The 24,569-nt window shown below is 70.0% G+C and carries 22 protein-coding genes; 12 read left to right on the plus strand and 10 right to left on the minus strand.

Features of this window, described 5'->3' with window-relative positions; translation table 11 throughout:
• Window position 1: 1 nt before the first annotated feature.
• On the minus strand, window positions 2-904 hold the full coding sequence (gene galU / locus ACFYY7_RS19605) for a UTP--glucose-1-phosphate uridylyltransferase GalU (protein WP_266732204.1): 903 nt from the start codon (window positions 902-904) through the stop codon (window positions 2-4).
• 114 nt (window positions 905-1,018) lie between these two features.
• Here galU and ACFYY7_RS19610 point away from each other — a divergent pair, with 114 nt between their 5' ends.
• The gene (locus ACFYY7_RS19610) at window positions 1,019-1,600 is read left to right on the plus strand and encodes a 5-formyltetrahydrofolate cyclo-ligase (RefSeq protein ID WP_376622841.1); all 582 of its coding nucleotides are present in this window, start codon (window positions 1,019-1,021) and stop codon (window positions 1,598-1,600) included.
• An 18-nt stretch (window positions 1,601-1,618) separates the two neighbouring features.
• Here ACFYY7_RS19610 and ACFYY7_RS19615 read toward each other — a convergent pair whose 3' ends face one another.
• Window positions 1,619-4,387, minus strand: coding sequence for a penicillin acylase family protein (locus ACFYY7_RS19615; RefSeq protein WP_388662954.1), 2,769 nt, complete (start codon window positions 4,385-4,387; stop codon window positions 1,619-1,621).
• A gap of 408 nt (window positions 4,388-4,795) precedes the next feature.
• Between ACFYY7_RS19615 and ACFYY7_RS19620 the strand changes: the two genes are divergently transcribed.
• The 6 genes from ACFYY7_RS19620 to ACFYY7_RS19645 all read left to right on the plus strand — a co-directional run bounded on the left by ACFYY7_RS19620 (window position 4,796) and on the right by ACFYY7_RS19645 (window position 10,883).
• A complete protein-coding gene (locus tag ACFYY7_RS19620; RefSeq protein ID WP_388663232.1) occupies window positions 4,796-6,280 on the plus strand; it encodes a potassium/proton antiporter in 1,485 nt (494 codons plus the stop codon).
• Between the two features lie 443 nt (window positions 6,281-6,723).
• Window positions 6,724-8,007, plus strand: coding sequence for an MFS transporter (locus ACFYY7_RS19625; protein ID WP_388662956.1), 1,284 nt, complete (start codon window positions 6,724-6,726; stop codon window positions 8,005-8,007).
• Between the two features lie 66 nt (window positions 8,008-8,073).
• Entirely contained in the window at window positions 8,074-8,433 is a 360-nt protein-coding gene (locus tag ACFYY7_RS19630) for an FmdB family zinc ribbon protein (protein WP_388662958.1), read from the plus strand.
• Window positions 8,434-8,522: 89 nt separating this feature from the next.
• Window positions 8,523-9,356 carry an S-methyl-5'-thioadenosine phosphorylase gene (locus tag ACFYY7_RS19635; protein WP_388662959.1) on the plus strand — a complete coding sequence of 278 codons (834 nt, stop codon included), beginning with the start codon at window positions 8,523-8,525 and terminating at the stop codon, window positions 9,354-9,356.
• Window positions 9,357-9,731: 375 nt separating this feature from the next.
• On the plus strand, window positions 9,732-10,253 hold the full coding sequence (locus tag ACFYY7_RS19640; protein WP_388662961.1) for an RcpC/CpaB family pilus assembly protein: 522 nt from the start codon (window positions 9,732-9,734) through the stop codon (window positions 10,251-10,253).
• 147 nt (window positions 10,254-10,400) lie between these two features.
• Complete coding sequence (locus ACFYY7_RS19645; RefSeq protein WP_388662963.1) at window positions 10,401-10,883, plus strand: MscL family protein; 483 nt, start codon at window positions 10,401-10,403, stop codon at window positions 10,881-10,883.
• Between the two features lie 58 nt (window positions 10,884-10,941).
• Here ACFYY7_RS19645 and ACFYY7_RS19650 read toward each other — a convergent pair whose 3' ends face one another.
• The 6 genes from ACFYY7_RS19650 to ACFYY7_RS19675 all read right to left on the minus strand — a co-directional run bounded on the left by ACFYY7_RS19650 (window position 10,942) and on the right by ACFYY7_RS19675 (window position 16,426).
• Window positions 10,942-11,151: a hypothetical protein gene (locus tag ACFYY7_RS19650; RefSeq protein ID WP_326766087.1), complete on the minus strand. Its 210-nt coding sequence runs from the start codon at window positions 11,149-11,151 to the stop codon at window positions 10,942-10,944.
• A gap of 21 nt (window positions 11,152-11,172) precedes the next feature.
• On the minus strand, window positions 11,173-11,568 hold the full coding sequence (locus tag ACFYY7_RS19655; RefSeq protein ID WP_358941379.1) for a hypothetical protein: 396 nt from the start codon (window positions 11,566-11,568) through the stop codon (window positions 11,173-11,175).
• The gene (locus ACFYY7_RS19660; RefSeq protein WP_388662965.1) at window positions 11,565-12,278 is read right to left on the minus strand and encodes a ubiquinol-cytochrome c reductase iron-sulfur subunit; all 714 of its coding nucleotides are present in this window, start codon (window positions 12,276-12,278) and stop codon (window positions 11,565-11,567) included. The genes ACFYY7_RS19655 and ACFYY7_RS19660 overlap by 4 nt, the downstream gene beginning before the upstream one ends.
• Entirely contained in the window at window positions 12,275-12,877 is a 603-nt protein-coding gene (locus ACFYY7_RS19665; protein WP_358941377.1) for a 4Fe-4S dicluster domain-containing protein, read from the minus strand. The genes ACFYY7_RS19660 and ACFYY7_RS19665 overlap by 4 nt, the downstream gene beginning before the upstream one ends.
• Before the next feature lie 7 nt (window positions 12,878-12,884).
• Window positions 12,885-15,110, minus strand: a complete 2,226-nt coding sequence (locus tag ACFYY7_RS19670; RefSeq protein WP_388663233.1) for a molybdopterin oxidoreductase family protein — start codon at window positions 15,108-15,110, stop codon at window positions 12,885-12,887.
• A gap of 155 nt (window positions 15,111-15,265) precedes the next feature.
• Window positions 15,266-16,426, minus strand: a complete 1,161-nt coding sequence (locus ACFYY7_RS19675; protein ID WP_388662967.1) for an MFS transporter — start codon at window positions 16,424-16,426, stop codon at window positions 15,266-15,268.
• 125 nt (window positions 16,427-16,551) lie between these two features.
• Here ACFYY7_RS19675 and ACFYY7_RS19680 point away from each other — a divergent pair, with 125 nt between their 5' ends.
• The 3 genes from ACFYY7_RS19680 to ACFYY7_RS19690 all read left to right on the plus strand — a co-directional run bounded on the left by ACFYY7_RS19680 (window position 16,552) and on the right by ACFYY7_RS19690 (window position 19,909).
• Entirely contained in the window at window positions 16,552-17,709 is a 1,158-nt protein-coding gene (locus ACFYY7_RS19680) for a low temperature requirement protein A (RefSeq protein WP_388662969.1), read from the plus strand.
• Window positions 17,710-17,840: 131 nt separating this feature from the next.
• Window positions 17,841-19,013, plus strand: coding sequence for a P1 family peptidase (locus tag ACFYY7_RS19685; protein ID WP_388662971.1), 1,173 nt, complete (start codon window positions 17,841-17,843; stop codon window positions 19,011-19,013).
• A 125-nt stretch (window positions 19,014-19,138) separates the two neighbouring features.
• On the plus strand, window positions 19,139-19,909 hold the full coding sequence (locus tag ACFYY7_RS19690; RefSeq protein WP_388662973.1) for a DUF6227 family protein: 771 nt from the start codon (window positions 19,139-19,141) through the stop codon (window positions 19,907-19,909).
• An 89-nt stretch (window positions 19,910-19,998) separates the two neighbouring features.
• On the opposite strand, the gene ACFYY7_RS19695 is transcribed toward ACFYY7_RS19690, so the two are convergent.
• Entirely contained in the window at window positions 19,999-21,582 is a 1,584-nt protein-coding gene (locus tag ACFYY7_RS19695; protein ID WP_388662975.1) for an MFS transporter, read from the minus strand.
• 91 nt (window positions 21,583-21,673) lie between these two features.
• On the opposite strand from ACFYY7_RS19695, the gene ACFYY7_RS19700 reads away from it, so the two are divergent.
• The gene (locus ACFYY7_RS19700; RefSeq protein ID WP_266733763.1) at window positions 21,674-22,636 is read left to right on the plus strand and encodes a YafY family protein; all 963 of its coding nucleotides are present in this window, start codon (window positions 21,674-21,676) and stop codon (window positions 22,634-22,636) included.
• 177 nt (window positions 22,637-22,813) lie between these two features.
• Here the strand turns inward: ACFYY7_RS19700 and ACFYY7_RS19705 are convergent, their stop codons facing one another.
• Window positions 22,814-23,812 (minus strand): sigma-70 family RNA polymerase sigma factor, encoded by a 999-nt coding sequence (locus ACFYY7_RS19705; protein WP_351253022.1) that lies wholly within the window; start codon window positions 23,810-23,812, stop codon window positions 22,814-22,816.
• Window positions 23,813-23,959: 147 nt separating this feature from the next.
• Here ACFYY7_RS19705 and ACFYY7_RS19710 point away from each other — a divergent pair, with 147 nt between their 5' ends.
• Entirely contained in the window at window positions 23,960-24,499 is a 540-nt protein-coding gene (locus ACFYY7_RS19710; protein WP_388662977.1) for a GNAT family N-acetyltransferase, read from the plus strand.
• Window positions 24,500-24,569 lie beyond the last annotated feature (70 nt).

Below are 24,569 nucleotides of genomic sequence, written 5' to 3' on the forward strand. Positions count from 1 at the left end.
GCTACATCTCCTCAGTGACGTAACTGCGGAGCCAGGTCTTGAAGTCCGGGCCCAGGTCTTCACGTTCACACGCGAGTCTGACAATGGCACGGAGGTAGTCGCTACGGTCACCGGTGTCATAGCGGCGGCCCTTGAAGACGACGCCGTGCACCGGGCCGCCTGCCTTCTCGTCCTCGGCGAGGAGCTGGAGGGCGTCGGTGAGCTGGATCTCGCCGCCGCGGCCCGGCTCGGTCCTGCGCAGTATGTCGAAGACGGCGGGGTCCAGTACGTAGCGGCCGATGATGGCGAGGTTGCTGGGCGCCTCGGCCGGTTCGGGCTTCTCGACGAGGCCGGTGATACGCACCACATCGCCCTCGGCGGTGGGCTCGACGGCCGCGCAGCCGTACTGGTGGATCTGCTCCGGCGCGACCTCCATCAGCGCGATCACGCTGCCGCCCTCGCGCTCCTGGATCTCGACCATGCGGGCCAGCAGCGGGTCGCGCGGGTCGATCAGGTCGTCACCCAGGAGGACCGCGAACGGCTGGTCCCCCACGTGCGGTGCGGCGCACAGCACGGCGTGGCCGAGGCCGCGCGGGTCGCCCTGCCGGACGTAGTGCATGGTGGCCAGGTCGCTCGACTCCTGGACCTTCCTGAGCCGTTCGGCGTCTCCCTTGCGGGTGAGCGCGGACTCCAGCTCGTAATTGCGGTCGAAGTGGTCCTCCAGCGGACGCTTGTTGCGGCCGGTGATCATCAGTACGTCGGAGAGACCGGCGGTCACCGCTTCCTCGACGACGTACTGGATCGCGGGCTTGTCGACCACAGGCAGCATCTCCTTGGGAGTGGCTTTGGTGGCCGGCAGGAAGCGGGTACCGAGTCCCGCGGCCGGAATGACAGCCTTGCTGATCCTGGGGTGCGACTGAGTCATGCGCAGAACCATAACCGGTGCGTATGTGAGGAAGATGAGCCTCCGGTTAACTTTGTACGCCTATACACACATACGCACATGCGAGAGATCCGGGGGTGCCCGTTGAGCACTGAGATGTCCCGAAAGGCGCTGCTCCGGCGTGAACTGCTGGCCGCGCGACGCCTTCTGACCGGGGAAGACGTGGAAAACGCCGACGCGGTTCTGTCCCGGAACGCATTGTCCCTTCCGGAGTTGTCCGGGGCCCGTACCGTCGCCGCGTACGTCTCGGTGGGCACCGAGCCCGGTACCCGCACTCTGCTGGACGCGCTGCGCGCCCGGGGCGTGCGGGTGCTGCTGCCGGTGCTCCTCGCGGACAACGATCTGGACTGGGCGCCGTACGAAGGGCCCGGCCGGCTCGTCCGGGCCGGCCGCGGGCTGCTGGAGCCGGACGGGGAGCCGCTGGGCCGCGACGCCGTCCTGGAGGCCGACGCGGTCCTGCTGCCGGGGCTCGCGGTGGACGCCCGGGGCATGCGGCTCGGCCGCGGCGGCGGCAGCTACGACCGGGTGCTGGCACGGCTCACGGCGGCGGACGCGCATCCGGCGCTGATCGTCCTGCTGTACGACGACGAGGTGGTCGCGCGGGTCCCGGAGGAACCGCACGACCACCCCGTCGATGTGGTGGTGACACCGGCGGCGAGCCGCCGGACGAGCCGCTAGGGCGCTCTCGCCCTGGTGCTAGGGCTTGAGGGTCAGGGTGTCGGTCGTCGACTTGCCGACGGCGTTGGTGCCGAAGGACCAGTCGAGCAGTTCGCCGTTGACCCACTTGTCGGTCTGGTCGGTGTAGTGCGCGCTGAACGCGTGCCCGGAGGCGCCGGTGAGGTTGATCCAGCGGGACTTGTCCCAGTCCCCCACGTTGACCACCATCCGCATCGACGGGACCCAGACGACCTCGTAGCCGCCCGCCGCGTTCCAGCCGGTGGCGTTCACCGCGGCCTCGCCGCCGCCCAGGTTCCACGGGCCGCGGTTGAGGGCCCGCTGGAGCAGGCCGGGGCCCTCGGTGCCGAGGGTCTGGTTCTTCAGGGTCAGCTGGTGCAGCCGGCCCCAGCTCCAAGTGGTGATGTCCTTGCCGAGCTTGGCGGTCAGCTCCCAGCGGGCGTCCTCCATGGCGCGGGCGAAGAGCTGGTCGCGGTTCTCGGTCGGCTCGTCCCGGCCGCTCTTCGGCGCCTTCCACCAGTCGCTGTTCTGGTCGTCCATCAGGTCGGCGACCACCTTGTACCAGCGGTCACCGCCGTCGGGCTGCGCGGAGTCCGCGTCGCGCTGGCCGCACTCGCGCACCAGCCTGCCCTGCTCGTCGACCGGGCCCGAACCACCGGCCCGGGGCACGTTGAGGCACTCGCCCTTGACCCGCAGCTCCTTGGGCAGCTTGTTGCCGAAGGCCAGCTTGAGGATGTTGCGCCAGACCGCGTTGAAGTACGCGGCCGCGGCCGAGTCGGACTCCTGGGTGTAGTCCCAGCCCTCCAGGAGCTTCTGCGCCTCGCGGACGCTCTTGTCCGAGACATTGATCTTCATCAGCTCGGGCACTAGCAGCGCGGCGATCTCGCTGGTGTTGTCCATCTGCATCTTCTGCATGTCTTCGGTCGAGATCTTCCCGCCGCCCTTGATCTTCGACTGGATGAGGTCGTCGATCCGCTGGCTGCGGCTGCCGTAGCCCCAGTCCTTGGTCAGCAGGTGCGGGTACTTCTTCTCGTCGATGACGGCCTGGTTGGCGGTGACGATGTAGCCGCGCTTCGGGTTGTACTCGTAGGGCAGCTCGTCGAACGGGATCGGCTTCTTTTCCCAGCCGTACTTCGAGGACCAGCCGGGGCTGGGCATCGTCCCGTCGCCGTCGAGGCGGACCGGGATCTTCCCGGGCGCCTGGTAGCCGATGTTGCCGTCGGTGTCGGCGTAGATGAGGTTCTGCGAGGGGACCTCGAAGTGCTCGGCCGCCGCCCGGAAGGTCTTGAAGTCCTTGGCCCGGTTCAGCTCGAAGACGGCGTCCATGGACTTGCCGGGGTCCAGCGCGGTCCACTTCAGGGCGACCGCGTAGCCGTCGGCCCGGTCCGGGGCCGAGTTGGTGACGGGGGCCTTCTGGCCGACCTTCTCCATTTCGCTGCTGCGGTCGGAGACCAGCGGGCCGTTGTTGGTCTCGCGGATGGTGATCGTCCGGTCCTTGCCGCCCGCGACCTTGATGGTCTCCTCACGGGTGGTGAAGGGCTTGACCTTGCCGTCGTACAGGTAGCCGTCGCCGGAGACCTTCTCCAGGAAGAGGTCGGTGACGTCCGCGCCGAGGTTGGTGAAGCCCCAGGCGATGTCCTGGTTGTGGCCGATTATCACGCCGGGCATGCCGGAGAAGGTGTAGCCCGCGGTGTCGTACTGGCACTTCGCGCTGATCTCGCGGCAGTGCAGGCCCATCTGGTACCAGAGCGAGGGCAGCTGCGGCGCCAGGTGCGGGTCGTTGGCGAGCAGCGGCTTGCCGGTCGTCGTGTAGTTGCCGGAGACCACCCAGGAGTTGGACCCGATGCCGTTGCCGTTCGGGCCGAGCAGTGCCGGGATCTGGTCGAGGGTGTCGGAGAGCGCGGAGAGCTGGGTGTTCAGGCCCTCGGTGGCGCCCTGCGCGGTGTCCGAGCCGATGCTGTCGGACGGGGTCGCGTCCGGGTCGAACTTCCCGGTGACCGGGGAGATCGCGCCCTGGTCGACGATCGGACGGTGCTTGTCGTACGGGTACTCCGGGTAGAGGTCCTCGATCTGCTTCGCGTCGAGCCTGCTGGTCATCAGCGAGCGGTCGATCTCGTCCTGCATGTTCCCGCGCAGGTCCCAGGCCATGGCCTTGAGCCAGGCGACCGAGTCGACCGGGGTCCACTCGGTCGGCTTGTAGTCGTTGGTGAAGCCGAGGGCCGCGTACTCGACGGAGATGTCCTTGCCGTCGCGCCCCTTGAGGTAGGCGTTCACGCCGTCCGCGTACGCCTGGAGGTTCTTCTTGGTCTCCTCGGACAGGACGTTGTCGTACTCCTCCTGCGCGACCTTGCGCCAGCCCAGCGTGCGCAGGAAGGAGTCCGTCTCGACCTGTCCGGAGCCGAACATCTCGGAGAGCCGGCCGGCCGTCATGTGACGGCGGACGTCCATCTCCCAGAAGCGGTCCTGCGCCTGGACGAAGCCCTGGGCGCGGAAGAGGTCGGCGTCCGAGTCCGCGTACAGCTGCGGGATTCCGTAGCTGTCGCGTTTGACGTCGACGTTCCCGTCGAGGCCGTCGAGCTTCGTCGACCCGGTCGTCTGCGGGTACGAGGCCCGCACGGTGGATACGGACCAGAACGTCCCGTAACCGATACCCGCGACAAGCGCCAGCACCAGAACGATCACGATCAGGCGGGCACGTCGCCCCTTCTTCCTGCCGGTCTTCGCACCGGCGGCACCGGCCGAACCGGTGGTGCCGGTGGAACCGGAAGGGGCGGTTGTGTTGGCGGGCATCGCTGTCCTTCGAGGGGCAGGTGGTCCTGGGAGTGCAGGAGCAACCATAGGCGCAGCGCCGGGACGGCTCTGACGCGGCATCGGGATGATTCGAATTGCGTAGCGATCGTACGAATGCTCGAAGGCATCAAGAAAACGTTAAAGATTAGGTAAGGTAACGAAGTATCGGCCGCCAACGGCCGATGCCGAGGGGTGATCCGGTCGATCCGGTCGCACCGTCCGATCGGATCGATTTCTTCGACCGGATCGCTTCGTCCGGTCAGACCGATCCGTTCGGTCGGATCACTTCGTCCGGTCGGATCGATTCGTCCGACCGGATCGCGTCGTTCGATCAGATCGATTCGTTCGACTCGGCAGGCGCACGCAGGGAAGGAACGGCCACTGTCTGTCCACACGCTCAACGAACTCCTGCTCGTCTGCTCACTCGTGCTGCTCGTCGCGGTGGTGGCGGTGCGCGTCTCGTCCCGCAGCGGGCTCCCCAGCCTGCTCCTGTACCTCGGTATCGGGATCGCCATAGGGCAGGACGGCTTCTTCGACGTCAAGTTCGACAACGCCGAGCTGACCCAGGTCATCGGCTATGCCGCGCTGGTCGTGATCCTCGCCGAGGGCGGCCTCGGCACGAAGTGGAAAGAGATCAGACCGGCGCTGCCCGCCGCGGCGATGCTCTCGCTGGTCGGCGTCGCGGTGAGCGTCGGTGTCACGGCGGCCGGGGCGCACTACCTGGTCGGCCTGGACTGGCGGCAGGCGCTGATCATCGGCGCGGTCGTCTCGTCGACGGACGCCGCCGCGGTCTTCTCCGTGCTGCGCAAGGTGCCACTGCCCGCCCGGGTCACCGGCGTACTGGAGGCCGAGTCCGGCTTCAACGACGCCCCCGTGGTGATCCTGGTGGTCGCCTTCTCCACCAAGGGGGCGGTGGACAGCTGGTACGTACTGGTCGGCGAGATAGCCCTGGAGCTCGCCATCGGCGCCGCCATGGGCATCGCCGTCGGCTGGCTCGGCTCGTACGGGCTGCGTCGCGTGGCGCTGCCCGCGTCCGGCCTCTACCCGATCGCCGTGATGGCGATCGCGGTGTCCGCGTACGCGGCGGGCGCCCTGGTCCACGGCAGTGGCTTCCTCGCCGTCTATCTGGCGGCGATGATCCTCGGCAACGCCAAGCTGCCGCACTGGCCCGCCACCCGCGGCTTCGCCGACGGGCTCGGCTGGCTGGCGCAGATCGGCATGTTCGTGCTGCTCGGCCTCCTGGTCACGCCGCACGACCTGCTCGACGACTTCTGGCCCGCGGTCATCGTGGGCCTGGTGCTGACCGTGGTGGCACGTCCGCTGGAGGTCTTCATCTCGCTGGCGCCGTTCCGGCTGCCCTGGCAGGAGAAGGCGCTCATGTCCTGGGCCGGGCTGCGCGGTGCCGTGCCCATCATCCTGGCGACCATCCCGATGGTCGCCGGGGTCGAGGGCTCCACCCGCATCTTCAACATCGTCTTCGTGCTCGTCGTCGTCTACACCCTCATCCAGGGGCCGACCCTGCCCTGGCTGGCGAAGGCCCTGAAGATCGCCGAAGATCCGGCCGAGACCGCCGACCTGGGCATCGAGTCGGCGCCGCTGGAGCGGCTGCGCGGTCATCTGCTGTCGGTGGCCATCCCCGGCCGGTCGAAGATGCACGGCGTGGAGGTCGGGGAGCTGCGGCTGCCCGCCGGTGCCGCCGTCACCCTCGTCGTACGGGACGGCAAGAGCTTCGTACCGGCGCCCTCGACCGTGCTGCGGCGCGGCGACGAGCTGCTGGTGGTCGCCACCGATCCGGTGCGCGACGCGGCGGAGGAACGGCTGCGTGCGGTCGGCGAGGGCGGCAAGCTCGCGGGCTGGCTGGGGAAGACAGGCGGCCCGAAGACGCACCACTGAGAACACTCCATGAGAGCACCCCACCCGTGGGCACTTTCGATCCGAGGCGTCGATGGAGTCCTTGCGCACAATCACAGGTGCGCAAGGACCTCTGCCTGTATCATGAAGGGGCTCGATCGCCCCCTGATTACGGGGCCGGTCGAGCCCGATCGACGAAACCGATCGACCGACCGGCCCGATCATCGAAACCGATCGGCCAACCCGATCGTCGAAATCGATCTACCAACCGATCGACCAACCTGAACGACCAACTCTGCCTGACGCAGAGCTGGCGCGACCGTATGGCGGTCGTGGCGTCCTCCGCCTCTGCTGAGCGCCCGGCATCTACCGCAGTTCCGCGCGAAGAGGACAGCTCTCGGCAGCACCCGCACGAACGCCCCGCACCCATCCGTGCCGGCCACCGCGCGGGAGCTCGGCCACCAGGCGGCAGAAAGGCATGGACCGTGGCGTCCACGGTCACCGACCGCCCCGGTTACGGGCAGCTGCTGCGCACCCCGGGTGCGTGGACATTTCTTCTTCCGGGCTTCGCCGCACGGCAGCCCTTCGCGATGCTGACCATCGGCATCGTGCTGCTGGTCCAGCACACCACCGGCTCGTACGGCAGCGCGGGCGCCGTGGCCGCCGTGACCGGTGTCTCCATGGCCCTGTTCGCGCCGCAGACCGGCAAGCTGGCCGACCGCTTCGGCCAGCGTGCCGTGCTGCTGCCCGGCGTCCTGGTGCACGCGGCGTCCGTCTCGGTACTGACGGCGCTGGCGCTGGCGGACGCGCCCCTGTGGGCGCTGTTCGTGGCGGCCGTGCCGACGGGTGCGTCCGTTCCGCAGGTCGGGCCGATGGTGCGGGCCCGCTGGGCGGCCGTGCTCGGTGCGGCACCCGGCCGCGAGGCCTCGCCGCTGATGTCCACGGCTGCCGCCTTCGAATCGGTGACGGACGAGTTCACCTTCGTCATCGGCCCGGTGCTCGCCACCGCACTGTGCACGGGGGTGCACCCGGCGGCCGGTCTGATCACGGAGGCCGCGCTGACCCTGGTCGGCGGGCTGCTCTTCGCCGCACAGCGCCGCACCCAGCCCACGGTGCGCAACGCCGACTCCGGCACCTCCCAGCGGCAGGCATCCGCCCTGTCCGTACCGGGCGTGCGGGTGCTCGCCGTGGCCTTCCTCGGGATCGGCGCGGTCTTCGGCGGCATGCAGGTCTCGCTGACCGCCTTCGCCGAGGAGATCGGCCGCCCGGGAACGAACGGTCTGCTGTACGGGGTCTTCGCGGCCGGCAACATGCTGGCCGGGATCGCATGCGGTGCCATCGCCTGGAAGAGCGGGCCGCGGCGGCGGCTGATCGTCGGGTACGCGGCACTCACCCTGACCGCGTCCGGGCTGTGGGCGGTGCACTCGGTGCCACTGCTGGCCGGGCTCGGACTTCTGGTCGGGCTCTCCATCGCCCCGGCCCTGATCAGCGGCTACACGCTGGTCGACGCGCTGGTGCCGGGGTCCGCCCGGACCGAGGCGTTCACCTGGCTGACCGGCTCGGTCGCGCTCGGCCAGGCGGCAGCGGTGACGGTCGCCGGACGGCTCGCGGACGCCCACGGGGCCAGCACCGGTTTCCTGGTGCCGCTCGTGGGGACCGTACTGGCGCTGATCACCCTGGTTTCGCTGCGTTCCAGGCTCGCGGCCGCCGCCCCGGGACGGACCGTGGCACGTGGTGTCGGTCACCGGAAGCCGGTCACGGTGGACTGATGCTGCGGAATACGTCAGTATGGAGCGTCGTTAGCACTCATTGAGTCAGAGTGCCAGGAGGAGCAAGTGCCGACCTATCAGTACCAGTGCACCGAATGTGGCGAGGGCCTCGAGGCGGTGCAGAAGTTCACCGATGACGCCCTCACCGTGTGCCCGAGCTGCGATGGACGCCTGAAGAAGGTGTTCTCGGCGGTCGGCATCGTCTTCAAGGGTTCCGGTTTCTACCGGAACGACAGCCGCGGCTCCTCGTCGAGCAGCACGCCGTCTTCGTCCTCGGCGAAGGCTTCCGGTTCCGCTTCGTCGTCCGACTCCTCGTCGTCCGCGTCCTCGACGCCGGCTTCCACGGGGTCCGACTCGAAGTCGTCCGCGTCCTCTTCCACGGCCTCCGCCTCCTCTTCCTCGAAGAGCGGCACTTCGGCCGCCTGAGTCGCACACCGCACCGCGCTTCCGCCGGGAGCCCCGCCGATCCGTTCGGCGGGGCTCCCGGCGTTTTCGCGCACCGATACTGTGACCGCATGGTGAACGCAGAGATCGGTGTCATCGGCGGCTCGGGCTTGTACTCCTTCCTGGAGGACGTCACGGAGGTGCGCGTGGACACCCCGTACGGACCGCCGAGCGACTCCCTCTTCCTCGGCGAGGTCGGCGGCCGCCGGGTCGCTTTCCTCCCCCGCCACGGACGCGGCCACCACCTGCCGCCGCACCGCATCAACTACCGGGCCAACATGTGGGCGCTGCGCTCCGTCGGCGTACGTCAGGTACTCGGCCCGTGCGCGGTGGGCGGCCTGCGCCCGGAGTACGGTCCGGGCACCCTGCTCGTGCCCGACCAGCTGGTGGACCGCACCAAGGCCCGGACCCAGACGTACTACGACGGGGTGCCCCGGGCCGACGGGGCGGAGCCGAACGTCCTGCACCTGGGCTTCGCCGATCCGTACTGCCCCGACGGGCGCAGGGCCGCGCTGGCGGCGGCTCGGGCGAAGAACTGGGAACCGGTGGACGGCGGGACGCTGGTGGTCGTCGAGGGGCCGCGCTTCTCGACCCGGGCCGAGTCGCGCTGGCATGCGGCGATGGGCTGGTCGGTGGTCGGGATGACCGGTCACCCGGAGGCCGTCCTCGCCCGTGAGCTGGGCCTCTGCTACACAACGACGACCCTGGTCACGGACCTGGACGCGGGCGCGGAGGCCGGCGAGGGCGTCTCGCACGGGGAGGTGCTGAAGGTGTTCGCGGCCAATGTGGACCGGCTGCGTTCGGTGCTCTTCGACGTGGTGGCCGCACTGCCCGCGAAGGCGGACCGGGACTGCCCGTGCTCGCACGCGCTGGACGGACTCGAGACGGGGATCGAGCTGCCTTAGCGCGACGGTCGGGGCGGTTGCGGCGTGAGTGGGTGACGGAGTTGTCCACAACTCCGGGGCTGTCCACAGGCCTCGGCGGGAATCTCGCGAACGGTGGATCGTGAGGGGTGTTCGTCCGAAACTCCCCATGACTCCTCACAGCAGGTGGTGTCGACCATGTTCGCGTCTTCCGCACCCATTCCGTCGTCCTCTCCGTCGTCTTCTTTGTCGTCTTCTCCGTCGTCTTCTTTGTCATCTTCTTTGTCGTCTTCGTCGTCATCCTCTCCGTCCCTTTCATCGTCGCCCGTGTCTTCCCCGTCCGCGTCGTTCTCCCCGTTGCCGTCTTCGTCGTCGGCGCCCCCTCCCTGTGGGGTGCCCGCGTTCGAACCTCTGCGGGTGCGCGGAGGCAGCGGGCACCGGCTGCGGCGGGCGTTATGGCGGCAGCGCCGTGCCCTTGCGGCCGGGCTGGCCCTGACGGCTGCCGCGCTCGCCGCCACGGGGCTGGACGGTGGCGGCGCGGGTGCGGGCGGCGATGCCGCGTACGGGGCGGGAGCCGGGCGTACGGCGGGGGCGCTGCCCGAGCGGGCGCGGCGACCGGCTCGGTTGGTGTCCGCGCCGGTCCGGATCGCGGATGCGGGGACGGTGCGCTTATTGCGCCCGGGTGACCACGTCGACGTGATCGCCGCCGGGGAAGCCGGATCCGGGGCCGGGGGCGGAGCCGGGACGGGGGCAGGGGTCCGGGTGCTGGCGAAGGGTGCGCGGGTGGCGGAGGTGCCGCACAGCCCGGCAGGCGGCTCCGACGGCTCCGAGGGCTTCACGGAGGATGGTGCGCTGATCGTGCTGGCCGTCCCCCGGGAAACCGCCACCGCACTGGCCGGTGCGGGCATTTCGTCCCAACTGGCGGTGACCCTGTGTTGATTTGCACTGATGACCGGTCAAGTCACCTTGCCAAACCCGATGATTGGGTGGTTTCTACGCGTACTGCCGTAAGTCGCGGAGGAGTTTGCTCCGCCTACGGCACACGCGAAGGAAGGCTCACCTGCGAGCGAGAAAAAGGTCAGCCTGTTGGAAGGGTTCAAAGCCTTCCTGATGCGCGGCAATGTGATCGATCTGGCGGTCGCCGTCGTCATCGGTGCCGCGTTCACCCAGATCGTGAACTCGATCGTCAAGGGAGTCATCAACCCGCTCGTCGGTGCGTTCGGCACCAAGGACCTGGAGGGCTACAGCTCCTGCCTCAAGGGCCCCTGCGTCACGGACCCGAAGACGGGCGAGGTCACCGAGGGCATCCGGATCCTGTGGGGCTCGGTGCTCAGCGCCACCCTCAGCTTCCTGATCACGGCAGCCGTCGTGTACTTCCTGGTGGTCCTGCCCATGGCCAAGTACCTGGCCAAGCGGGCGGCGATGCAGGCCGCGAAGGAAGGGGTGCAGGAGACGCTGGAGGTGAGCGAGCTGGAAGTACTGAAGGAGATCCGCGACGCCCTCGTCTCGCAGCGCGGCGGCCCGGCGGGCGGGACCGGCGAGAACCCCGGCCGGGGCCACGACCAGTAGCGCGACACGCAGCGGAAGAACCGGCGGCGACGCCGCCGGACCACCACGGAGCGGGGAATCAGATGTGGTGGGGCGGCTTCTCGTCGAGAAAGCGCGCCAGATCGGCGGCGCTGCCACCGGCCGGGGCCCGCTCGCCCCATCCTCGGTCCGTATCGTCCGCGGACTGCTGGTCCAGCGGATCGTCGAAGATCAGAGCCGGTTTCGGTTTCGGCCGGTCCGGCTGGGAGGGCTTCGAATCACGCGGGCCGGGGGCGGGGGCGGTGCTCATACGTCAAGGGTACGGCGACGGTCAGCGGTCCTTCGGATCGATCAGCCACAGCCCGAGGACGACGAGGAACGACAGGCAGAGGAAGCCTGCACCCCACCAGGCCGTGCCGGTGTTGCCCTCCATCCATGCGTCGATGATGACGGTCAGTCCCCAGAGCTGTCCGATGACCACCGTCATGGCGAGGGCCAGCCGGGCCGTCAGTTTCGAGGACCGCTCGGGCTCCTGGTCGGTACCGGCTCCCGGTCCGGGGCCGGTGTGGCGGATCCGGGGGTCGCCGTAGCCGCTGGTGGCCCGGATCTGCGGATAACGCTCGTGAACGGGCCGGTTGAGTTCGGGGCGAGCACTTCCCGGGTGGTACTCCGGATACTCATGACGCTCCGAGTGCTCCTGGTTCCGGGGCTGCCGGGCGTCGCTCATGTCCGCCTGCCAGGGGTCTCGCCCTCGGCTCCGGCTCCGGCTCCGGCTCCGGCTCCAACGGTCCCCGGTGCCGCGGCCGCGGGTCCCTCCGCGCCTCCGCCCTCGACGGCGGGGCAGCCGATACGGGAGGCGAGGTCCGGGCGGTCGGCGCGGAACCGGCGGCACAGCCCCTGCTCGACGCTCTCGCCCGAGCGCGTCGTGCCGATGGCCCAGATGCTGCCGTCGGCCTGTTCGATGAGCACCACCTTGGGCAGCGCACGGGGCGGCGGCCCGGCGGTCACCTCACCGGTGCGGGCGTCGAAGACGCCTTCGTGGCAGGGGCAGTACAGCTCCCCCTCCGAACCGCGGTCCTTGCGCCAGAGCACGGCACAGGCGAGATGGGTGCAGATCGCGGAGTAGCCGACGAGGGTGCCGTCGTCCAGCCGGACGGCGACCGCCTTGTCCTCCTCGTCCGGGTAGTGGAAGGCGAGGGACTCACCGGGCAGCAACTGCGCGGCGATCTTCTTCGGCGAGGGTGTCTTGCCGTCGTCGGGGTCGCCGTGGCGCGGCAGGATTCCGCCCGCCACGCCGAGACCGCCTACGGCGAGCCCGCCGGAGACGGTCACCACGATCCGGAGGTAGTCGCGCCGGGTGGTGAGGGAGTCGGCGGCGATCCGGTCGTGCAGGGCTTCGCGCGGATCGCCGGAGGGCGGCTGGTCGGTGACGCTCATCGGCGGACGTCCTTCCCGTTGATCTCGACGACGGGAAGGCCGCCGGGCACCGGCCACTGCATCCGGTCGGCGGGAACGACCATGGCCACGCCGGTGCGTACCTCGCTCCGGCCGAAGGTGAAGGTGTCGGCGACCTGGACGCCGGGGCGCTCCGCCTGGAGCTCCTCGACGGTCCCGTAGAACAGCGCTCCGGTCGGGCAGACGGTCGCGCACATGGGGGCGAGGCCGTAGGCGGTGCGGTCGTAGCAGAGGTTGCATTTCATCTGCAGCTTCGCCTGGAGGTCGATCTTCGGGACGCCGAAGGGGCAGGCGTTGACGCAGTTGGCACAGCCGATGCAGCGGGTGGTGTCGGCCTGCTGCACCACACCGTCGGCGGTCACCAGGATCGCGTCCGCGGGACAGACCTCGGCGCACGGGGCGACCGGGTCCTCGCAGTGCATGCAGACGGTGGGAAGGGAGGCCACGGACCGGCCCTCGTCGGTGTAGTCGAGATGGATCATCGACTTGCCGCGGTGCGAGTCGCACTCCCGGCAGGCGGAGACGCAGGCCTGGCAGCCGATGCAGCGCCCCGGGTCGATGAAGATCGTTCTGCCCATCATGGGGCGGTCAGCTCCTCTCCGAGGTGCCACGCCCCTGGGGGGCCGTGGGCGGCAACGGGTCGGTACGGGAGACCTGGGTCTCCGGGTAGCCGACCTGGCCGGGTGCGACGGGCGGTGCGGGGACGTCGTCGATCTTCTCGGCGTGCTCGATACGGCAGGCGCACACCTTGTACTCGGGAATCTTGGAGCGGGGGTCGAGGGCGTCGATGGTGAGGGCGTTGGCCGCGGTGGGGACGGGCCAGTGGTACGGGATGAAGACGGTGTCGGGGCGGATCGCCTCGGTGACCAGCGCGGGGAAGACCTCGCTTCCGCGCCGGGTGACGACGCGGACCGGTTCGCCGTTGCGGAAGCCGTGGGAGGGATGGAGCTCGGCCCAGGGGCGCGGGGTCTGTTCCACGAGGGCGCCCAGGCGGCGGGTCTGGTTGCCGGAGAGGAAGTGGGCGACGGTGCGCCCGGTGGTGAGCGACATGGGGTACTCGTCGTCGTACGGGTCCATCGGCGGGTGCCATTCGACGACCTGCATATGGATCTTGCCGTCGGGGTGGTAGGTCCTGCCGTCCTCGAAGAGCCGGGGGGTGCCGGGGTGGTCGGTGGCGGGGCAGGGCCAGGCGATCCCGCCGGTCTCCTCCAGGCGTTCGTAGGTGATGCCGTAGTAGTCGTTGACGGTGCCGGCGGAGGCGGTCCGCAGTTCGTCGAAGACGGCGCGCGAGTCGGCGAAGGCGAATTTGTCGCCCGCGCCGAGGCGCCTGGCGAGTTCGCACATCACCCAGGTGTCGGTCCGTACCCCGGGCGGCGGGTCCTGGGCCTTGTTGTGCTTGACCACCCGGGCCTCGGCGTTGGCCATCACCCCTTCGTCCTCGGCCCAGGTGGTGACGGGGAAGACGACATGCGCGTTGGCAGCGGTCTCGGAAAGGAAGAAGTCGAATTGAGCGTGGAACTCCGTGGTGTCGTACCCCTCCTTGACCACCCTGTAGTTGGGGAGGGAGACGAAGGGGTTGTTGCAGATGCCGATCAGTCCGCGGATCTCGCGGCGCTGCATCTGCCAGACCATTTCCATCATCGAGGTGCCGGCGGGCGGGAGTTCGGACTCCTCGATGCCCCAGATCTCGCAGATCTGCCTGCGGTGCTCCTCGTTCATGATCGAGCGGCCGCCGGGCAGGAGGTCGGCCTTCTGCCCGTGCTCGCGCCCGCCCTGTCCGTTGCCCTGGCCGGTGATGGTGCCGTAACCGGCGCCCGGTCTGCCGATGTGGCCGGTGGCGGTGCAGAGGTTGATCACGCTGAGGCAGTTCTCGACGCCCTGCGAGTGGTGCTCGATGCCTCGGGCGTGCCAGGCCATGGCCTTCGGCGCGCGGGCGAAGGCGCGGGCGACCTGGGTGATCTGCTCGACGGGGATTCCGCAGATCTCGGCGGCCCGGTACGGCGGGTACTCGGCCACCTTGGCCTTCACCTCCTCCCAGCCGGTGGCGTGGGCGGCGAGATAGGCCTCGTCGGTCAGCCCCTCCTCGATGACCACGTTCAGCACGGAGTTGAAGAAGGCCGAATCGGTGCCGGGCTTGAGTGCGACGTGGATGTCGGCCGTGCGGGCGATCGCGGTCTCCCGCGGGTCGACGACGATCAGGCTCGCACCGCGGTCCCGCGCTCCCCACACGTACTGGGTCATCACGGGGAAGCACTCGCCGACGTTGGAGCCCGCGATCAGCAGGCAGTCGGTGAGCAGGATGTCGGAGAAGGGGTTGCCGGCCCGGTCGATGCCGAAGGCGAGTTTGTTGGCGCCCGCGGCGCTGACCATGCAGAGCCGGCCGTTGTAGTCGACATGCCGGGACTTGAGGGCGACCCGGGCGAACTTGCCGACCAGATAGGTCTTTTCGGAGAAGAGGCTGGCGCCGCCGAGGAGCCCGAAGGCGTCGTTGCCGTAGCGCTGCTGGATGCGCTTGATCTCGGCGACGGTGAAGTCGAGCGCCTCGTCCCAGGAGACCTCGCGGAAGTCCTCGTCACGGGAGCGGCGCAGCAGTGGGGCGGTGAGCCGGTCGGGGTGGTTGACCTGCTGGTACGCGTTGATCCCCTTGGGGCACAGCCGCATCCGGTTGATGTCGTGGTTGCGGGGCTCGACGCCGAAGACCTTGCCGCCGCGGTCGACGCGCAGATACATCCCGCACTGCACCCCGCAGAAGCAGCAGTGGGTGGGGACGAGCGTCTCGCCGTCCTGGTCGGCGTGCCACCGGTCGGCGGGGATCCCGCCCGCGTCCCGGAAGGCGCGAGTGCCGGGCGGCGCGAGAGAGGGGTCGAGAGGAACAGACGCATGGGAGTCGCTCGTACGGGAGCCGGCGGCACGGGAGCCGGTCGCACGGGAGTCGGCCGTGCCGGGGTCGGCCGCACGCGGATCCGCGGTCACTTGTAGCCCTTCTTCACCTGGGAGAGATAGGCACTGCCACGCAGCACCCGCTTGCAGCGCGGGCAGTATTCGGCCCACTCGTCGAAGTCGAGGCTGAGGTCGCGCATGGTGCCGCGGAGGTTCTCGACGTAGGGCCCGGTATCGATGGGTTCCTCGCAGCGGCGGCAGGCGAAGACCTCCTCGTCCTGCCTGGCGGTGTACTTGAACAGCTGCATGCCGACCGCGGCCGGGCGCTGGACGATGTGGAAGAACTTCCCGAACGGAATGTAGATGAGGGTGAACACCACCGACACCATGTGGAGGACCGCCAGGAATTCGTATCCGCCGCCGTGCAGGAAGAGCGACGAGAAGGTGAGCAGCAGACCGGTCACGGAGATGACGATGAGCGCGATCAGCGGGACCAGGTCGTAGGCGAAGCGCTGGCCGGTGATGGCGCCGCGGTCCTTCATCCGGCGCCACAGGAAGTACGAGGCGCCGGGGATGACGAGCACTGCGGCGATGTCCAGGCCGTGGAACATCAGCCAGCCCAGGAAGTCCAGGGAGTCGAAGCCGATGATCTTGAAGCCCCAGATACGCATCTCGTAGCCGGGTCCCGAGCCGCTGCCGGAGGTGAAGGTGAACCAGCCCCAGGTCAGCGGGAAAGTGATCAGTGCGGCGAGGACGCAGCCCCAGAAGATCAGCTGATGGGCGGCCCAACGGGCGTGCGAGCGGGCGCCGAGGAATTTCTGGAAGCCCAGATAGGTGGCGATCATCCGGGGCAGTGCGGTGGGGGCCTTGCGGAAGTTGGCCACCGAGAAGAAGCTCCGCCACCCCTGCTCGAACAGCCGTCGGGCGCCGGGCGCGGAGACCCAGACCGTGTAGCGGTAGGCGACGCCGAAGGCGAGGAAGACGGTGGCGACAGCGTACGGGAGAAGAGCGGAGTCGAAGTTCTCCAGCAGCCGGCTGCCGAGCACGATCGCGAGGATCAAGAGGGCGGAGACGATGACCCCGGCCGCAGTCGCCCGGCCGGTGACGGAGCGGGAGCCGGGGGGGCCTGTGGAACCGGCGGGGCTGGTGGAGCTGGTGGGGCCGTCCGAGCCGGGCGCTCCGGCCGAGTCGGTGCGTGCACCGGGGGTGGGCTGCGCGGCTTCGGCGGAGGCTTCTGGCGGCTCGGTCACCCCGTCACCGTAGGACGGTACCTGACGGTTGGTCCTGATTTACGGCTCGCACGGGTGAGCCCGGTCGCGCATTCGGGGCATGCCCGGATCAGCGCGGCCGTCCCCTCTCTGGTGTGCTGGTTCCCATGCCCGTAATGATGGCTCGCAGCCGCACCGAGGAACACCGCGCCTCGACCCCACTGGAACTCTTCTTCGACCTGTGCTTCGTCGTCGCCGTCGCCCAGGCGGGCGCACGGCTGGTGCACGCCGTCGCCGAAGGCCACGCCGCCACCGGAATCGGCAGCTACGCCGCCGTCTTCTTCGCGATCTGGTGGGCGTGGGTCAACTTCAGCTGGTTCGCCTCGGCCTACGACACCGACGACCCGCTGTACCGCGTCGTCACACTGGTCCAGATCACCGGTGTGCTCGTCCTCGCCGCCGGGGTGCCGCGCGCCTTCGACACGGGCGACTGGACGGTCGTCGTCATCGGTTACGTGGTGATGCGGCTCGGGCTGACCAGCCAGTGGCTGCGCGCCGCGCACTGCACCCGGGGCGGGGAGCGCCGCGTCGCGCTGCGGTACGCCGTCGGGATCTCGGTGCTGCAGCTGGGCTGGATCGCCATGCTGCTGCTGCCCGCCGAGTCGCGCGGAGCCCGCACCGCCGTCTTCGTCGTGCTCGTGCTGGCGGAACTGTCAGTTCCGGTGCTCGCCGAGCACGACCGCTCGACGAGCTGGCATCCGCGCCACATCGGTGAGCGGTACGGGCTGTTCACGATCATCGTGCTGGGCGAGACCATCGCGGCGGCCACGGTCGCGGTCCAGCATGCGGTGTACGAGCACGACGCGCTCGGTGAACTGCTGCCGATCGCCGCGGGCGGGCTGCTGATCGTCTTCTCCGCCTGGTGGATCTATTTCGCCGTGCCGATCCATGACTACCTGCGCGGCAGCAGGGAAGCGTTCATCTGGGGATACGGACACTTCCTGATCTTCGGTTCCGCGGCCGCCATCGGCGCGGGCATCGAGGTCGCGGTGGAGGAGGCCGTGGGCAAGGCCCACGTCTCGGACACGGTGGCCGCCGCCGCGGTGACCATTCCCTCCGCGCTCTTCCTGCTGACGGTGTGGGCGCTGCACGCCCGCCACTTCAAGCGCGACCTCGCGGAGCAGCTGCCCCTGCCCGTGGCCGCGCTGGCGATCCTGGCCTGTACGTTCGCCGGCGGGTGGGCGGTCTTCGCGGCCGGTCTGGTGGCCGCGGCGACCGTGGCCGCGGGAGAGCTGCTGTCCCGGCGGCCCGCCCCGGCCGAGTGAGCGCGACGGTTGAACGGCGCGACGGATGAACTGCGCAACGGATGGACAGCGCAACGGCCGGCGACGGCTCACGCGGTGAAGAACACGCGGCGAGGAGCACGCGGTCGGGACCACTCAGTGAGGAGCACGCGATGACGGAACGGCTCCGGAGGCCGACGGGCCCCTCCGCCCCGCCGGAGGCCGAACCCCCGCATCCGGCCGGGCCGCTCGACGCCCTGACCGATGTCGCGGGGCTCCGCGTCGGCCACGCCCAGGTGGCGGGCGAGGGCGCGCTGAGCGGTACCACCGTCGTCCTCGCCCCCGAGGGCGGTGCGGTCGCGGCCGTCGACGTACGCGGTGGCGGTCCCGGCACCCGGGAGACGGATGCGCTCGATCCGCGCAACCTGGTGCAGCGCATCGACGCCGTCGTCCTGACGGGCGGCAGCGCCTACGGCCTGGACGCGGCGTCCGGGGTGATGGCCTGGCTGGAGGAGCGGGGACGCGGGGTGCGGGTCGGCCCCGACCCGGCGCAGGTGGTGCCGGTGGTCCCCGCCGCGTGCGTCTTCGACCTGGGGCGGGGCGGCGACTGGCGGGCCCGCCCCGACGCCTCGACGGGCCGCGCGGCGGTGGAGGACGCGGCGGCCACGGAGCCGGGGGCGCCGGTGGCCGAGGGGAACGTGGGCGCCGGTACGGGCGCGGTCGCCGGGCAGCTCAAGGGCGGCGTGGGCACGGCGAGCCTGCGGCTGCCCTCCGGGATCACGGTGGCCGCACTCGTCGTGGTGAACGCCGCGGGCTCGGTGGTCGATCCGCGCACCGGGGTGCTGTACGGGGAGTACGGCGCCGCCGAACCGCCGGTGCACCCGGCGCCCGAGGTTCTCCGCGCGGCGGAGCAGCGTCTCGCCGAGGTGCGCGACGCGAACGCCCGGCCCCCGCTCAACACCACGCTCGCCGTCGTCGCCACGGACGCGGACCTCACCCGCCCCCAGGCGCAGAAGCTCGCGGGGACGGCGCACGACGGACTGGCGCGCGCCGTCCGCCCCGTACATCTGCTCACCGACGGGGACACCGTTTTCGCGCTGGCCACCGGCGAACGGCCGCTGGATCCGCGGAATCCGATCGCGCTCAACGACCTGCTGGGGGCCGGTGCGGACGCGCTCGCGCGCGCCATCGTGAAGGCCGTCCGCGCAGCTCGGAGCGTCGACGGCCGACCGGGCGCCGCCTGTTACCCCGCCTACAGCGACCTCTACGGCATACCGCCGCACCCCTCACGGCAGTCGGCGGGCGGCACCCCGGAGCCCGACTCGCCCGCCGGGCAAGGAAGTTAGGACGAACCGACAGGAACCATCTGCGTGCGTCATACGTTTTTCTGAACCCCGGTCACGATGTCAGACCCAGGGACTACGTTATGCACGCAGCAAGTAACACGCGGCAACGGCCTGGAGACAGCACCTTGAGCGATCCGTACGAGACAACCGAGCAGCACCTCGAGCGACTCCTGCGACGGGCACTCAACTCTTTCGACCTGCCCGACGACACGGTCGAGAGACTCGGTACCGCGCTCGCCCACAGCAGTTCCCTGCACTCCTCGCACCACAGTTCCGTACTCCACCGAGAGACCTACCGGCACACGTATCTGCTGTCCGACGGCACCGCTCTGTCCCTGTGGGAGCTGGTGCACGGAGGCCCGCGCGGCGCGGCGGACCAACGGTCCCGTACGGAGCCCGACCTCAGGCACCACGAGCTGTACGACGACGAGGCCGACGCCCATGTCGCCGCCGCCAGGCTGACCGGCAGTTTCGGTGAGGACCCGGTGTTCGGGGACGACGGGCCGCAGGCCGACCTGGAGATACTCACGGTCCTGATGGCGGCTCCCCCGGTCCCGCTGCCCCGGATGTACGCTCCGGACAACTCCGCCGACCACGCCCGCCGCGTCCTGCGCCGCGCGGAGAACAGCGACGGTCCCGGCGAGGAGACCGCCCGGCTGCTGCGCGCCGCCTTCGCCCACCACATCACCCAGGTCTTCGGCCGGCAGTGCCGGGTGGACGGGCGGGACGCCGGATTCACCCTGTACGAGCACGCCTTCCTGCTCCTCGACGGCAGCGAGACGAGCCTGTGGGAGGTCGAGCACACGGCCACGCCGGACGGCCGCCACATGTGCGAGGTGTACGGCGACGAGGACACCGCACGCGGCGCCATGGAGAGCCGTACACGCATCTGCTGACCCCTGCCCCGGCACGGACGACGAAACGCGCAGGTGCCCGCACCCCTCGGGGGGCGGGCACCTGCGCCGCTTCTTCCCGGCAGTGACCGTCAGGGCGCCAGAGCGGGCTCCTTGACGACATCGGAGCCGTCCGAGCCGTCCGCGACACCCGCCGCGCCCTCGGCGCCGGCCTCGTCACCGTTCTCGTCGCCGCTCTCCGCCTGCCGCTGCGGCCGCGCGGGCAGCGCGAACATCACCAGGAAGATCACCGCGAGCACCCCGGCCACCCACCACAGCGAGTGCTGGAACGCCTCCGCGAAGGCCGGGCCCGCGTCCCGCGGCGCCAGCCGGTCGCTGATCGAGCCGAAGAAGACGACCGCGACCAGCCCGAGCCCGAGCGCGTTGCCCATCTGCTGCACGGTGTTGATCAGCCCGGAGGCCGAACCGGAGTGCTCCTTCGGCACCTCGGAGAGCACCATGTCGGTCAGCGGCGCCACGATCAGGCCCATCCCGATGCCCATGACCACCAGCGGCAGCGCCATCTGCCAGGGCGTGATGCCCATGCCGTACCGGTCGGACTCCCAGATGTAGATCAGCAGACCGGCGATCATCAGCAGCGCGCCCGTCTGGAGGACCTTGCGGCCGAAGCGGGGCACCAGCTTCTGTACGGAGATCCCGGCGGCGAACGACACCGCGATCGAGAACGGGATGCCGGTCGTGCCGGCCCGCAGCGCGCTCCAGCCGAGACCCATCTGCATGTAGAGCGTCCAGACCAGGAAGAAGATGCCGAGCCCGATGCCGAAGGTCAGCTGCACCGCGATGCCCGCCGCGAAGCTCTTGACCCGGAACAGCGACAGCTCGACCAGCGGCGAACCGTCCCTGCGCGCCTTCGCCCGCTCGAACAGCACCAGGACCAGGAACACCAGCAGGCTGCCCACCATCGACACATGGCCCCACACCGGCCAGCCCAGCTCGCGCCCACGGGTCAGCGGGTAGATCAGCATCAGCATCCCCAGGGTCACCAGGACGACGCCGAACAGGTCGAGCCGGAGCGCCTTCGGGGCCTTGGACTCGCTGATGAACTTCCGCCCGAGGATCAGGCCCGCGATGCCGACCGGCAGGTTGATCAGGAAGATCGGCCGCCATTCGAGACCGGCGATGTTCCACTCGGTGAGCAGCGCGCCCAGCAGCGGGCCCAGCACCGCGCCGAGACCGACGATCGCGCCGAAGAGACCGAAGACCTTGCCCCGCTCGTGCGCCGGAAAGGTGGCGTGCACGATCGACAGCACCTGCGGAACCATCAGCGCGGCGGTGCCGCCCTGCAGGATCCGGGAGGCGACCAGCATCTCCGGGTTGACGGCGAAGCCGCAGAGCGCGGAGGCCAGGGTGAAGCCGCCTATGCCTATGAGGAACAGCCGCTTGCGGCCGTAGATGTCACCCAGCCGGCCACCGGTGATCAGACCGGCCGCGAAGGCCAGCGAGTAGCCGGCGGTGATCCACTGGATCGCGCTGAACGAGGCGCCGGTGTCCTCCTGGATGCTCGGGATGGCGATGTTGACGATCGTGACGTCGACCAGGTCCATGAAGGCCGCGGTCATGACGATGGCGAGTGCGAACCAGCGTCGCCGGTCCGACGGGTCCGAGGACACCGTGGGCCCGGCTGCCGTGGACGGCAGAGATGAGGAAGAAGTCATGGGGAGAAGGTAGAGAGTCATTAGGTCGGCCCATGACCTAATAGGTACGCATCCTGGTGAGACGACCGACACCCCGGCAGAAGGCGAGGCCATGACCGACACCCCGGCACGACTGCTGAATCTGCTGTCGCTCCTCCAGACACCCCGCGAGTGGCCGGGCAGCGAACTCGCCGAGCGGCTCGACGTCAGCCCGCGCACCATCCGCCGCGACATCGACCGGCTCCGCGAGCTGGGCTATCCGGTCGAGGCCTCGCGCGGATCCATCGGCGGCTACCGGCTCGTCGCGGGCACCGCGATGCCACCGCTGCTCCTCGACGACGAGGAGGCGGTGGCCATCGCGGTGGGCCTGCGGGCGGGGGCCGGGCACGCCATCGAGGGGGTGGACGAGGCGTCCGTACGGGCGTTGGCGAAGCTGGAGCAGGTGCTGCCGTCCCGGCTGCGGCACCGGGTCTCGACCCTGCAGAACGCGACGATGCCGCTGACCCGGGGCGACGGCTCGACCATCGACCCGCGGACGCTGACCGTGATGGCGTCGGCGATCACCGGGCAGGAGCGGCTGCGGTTCTCGTACCGCGCGGGCGACGGCGCCGAGACGAAACGGGAGGCCGAGCCGTACCGGCTGGTGAGCACGGGGTGGCGCTGGTATCTCGTCGCGTACGACCTGGGGCGCGGAGCCTGGCGCACGTTCCGGGTCGACCGGGTGAGCGAGCCGTTCGCGACCGGGGCCCGGTTCGCACCGCGCGAGCTGCCCGCGGGGGACGCGTCGGAGTTCCTCGCCGGTTCCATCGCCCGGCGGCAGCCCCGGCTGGCGGTCGACGTGAGCTTCGCGGCCCCGGCGGACTTCGTGTCCGCGCGGCTGCCCGCGTCGATCGGTCCCTTGGAGCCGACCGGCGGGAACAGCTGCCGGCTGCGGGCGGTGCTCGCGGACTCGCTGGAGTGGGTGGCGCTCCGACTGGCGCTGGTGGACTGCGAATTCACCGTGCGCGAACCACCGCAGCTGGTGGAGTACCTGGGCGATCTGAGCGCCCGTCTGGCCCGCGCCGCAGCCCGCTGACCCGGGCTCCGGGGGCGCGGGCGGGCCGAGCCGGGCCCGGGCAAGCGAGCGCACCGGCCATGAAAACGACGGGCCCCGGCAAAAGAATGAGCCCCGGCGCCAGGGGGGGGTGGGCGCCGGGACTCAGCTCAGGGGGTCACGCGAAGCGACCTATTTCGGAGGTTACTGGACGAAGGCTCACGCCGCAGCGTCAAAACCCGTGTCGTGGGCCATTCGCTTCAGTTCCAGCAGTGCGTGCTTCTCGATCTGGCGGATCCGCTCACGGGTGAGCCCGTGCTGCTTGCCGACCTCGGTGAGGGTCCGCTCGCGGCCGTCCTCGATGCCGTACCTCATTCGGATGATGGAGGCGGTGCGGTTGTCGAGCTTGCCGATCAGGTCCTCCAGCTCCTCGCTGCGCAGCAGCGTCATCACCGACTGCTCGGGCGACACCGCCGAGGTGTCCTCCAGCAGATCGCCGAACTGGGTCTCGCCCTCGTCGTCGACGGACATGTTGAGACTGACCGGGTCACGGGCCCAGTCCAGCACGTCGCCCACGCGCTCCGGCGTGGAGTCCAGCTCTGCCGCGATCTCCGCGTGCTCCGGCTCGCGGCCGTGCTCACGGTTGAACTCGCGCTGCACCCGGCGGATCCGGCCGAGCTCCTCCACCAGGTGGACGGGGAGCCGGATCGTGCGGGACTGGTCGGCTATGGAGCGGGTGATGGCCTGACGGATCCACCACGTCGCATACGTGGAGAACTTGAAGCCCTTGGCGTAGTCGAACTTCTCGACCGCGCGCACCAGGCCCGCGTTGCCCTCCTGGATCAGGTCGAGCAGGGGCAGCCCGGCCCGCGGATAGCGGCGGGCGACGGCAACGACGAGCCGGAGGTTGGAGCGGATGAATACGTCCTTGGCGCGCTCGCCCTCGGCGACCAGCGCCTCCAGCTCCTCGCGCGTGGCTCCACCGGCCTCGCTGTCCGCCGTACCGTCGAGTATCTGCCGGGCGTAGACACCCGCCTCGACGATCTGCGACAGCTCGACTTCCTTTGCGGCATCGAGCAGCGGCGTACGCGCGATCTCGTCCAGGTACATGCCGACCAGGTCGCGATCGGCGATCTCCCCGCCCGCGGCGCGAACGCTGCTTGCCCGGCTGGTCCCACCGGTGGTGGACGAACGACGGGCGACGGCACGGGTTGCCATGCGTGCTCCCTTGCTGAGTAGGTCGCGACACCCATCCGGGTGCCCTGCATCCGATGGAAACAACGACTGGAATCCGGACAGAATTCCCACGCCTGGCATTCATTTTCGTGATCATGCAGTACCCTGTGCCGCCACGAGGAGGTGCGCATGCCGACGAGCCGGACAGAAGTGCAGGTCAGGCCGGGCATCGAGGGTGATCTGGTGGCACTCACGGACATCTACAACCATTACGTGCGTGAGACCGCAGTCACATTCGACGCGGCCCCCTTCACCCCCGAACAGCGGCTGCCGTGGTTGCGTTCCCACCCAGAAGACGGCCCGCACCGCCTTCTGGTTGCTCAGGATGTCCGGATCGCAGGCCCCGCTTCGGTCCTGGGATACACCACCAGCAGCGCTTTCCGCCCCAAGGCGGCGTACGCGACCTCGGTCGAGGTGAGCGTGTACTGCGCCCCGTGGGCCACCGGCCGCGGCATCGGCACACTCCTCTACACGGCCCTGTTCGAGGCGCTCGCCGGTGAGGACCTGCACCGCGCGTACGCCGGCGTGGCCCAGCCGAACGACGCCTCCGTCCGGCTGCACGAGCGCTTCGGTTTCCGCCATGTCGGCACGTACGCCGAGGTGGGCCGGAAGTTCGGCGCGTACTGGGACGTGGCCTGGTACGAGAGGCGACTGGGGCCACAGCCCTAGGCCCGGGGCCGGTGCCGATCCGGGTCCCCGGTCCGTTACGCCGCGCGGACCCCGCGCCTAGCGTGCTCCC

The organism is Streptomyces sp. NPDC001933, from assembly GCF_042890955.1.
Classification (GTDB): domain Bacteria; phylum Actinomycetota; class Actinomycetes; order Streptomycetales; family Streptomycetaceae; genus Streptomyces.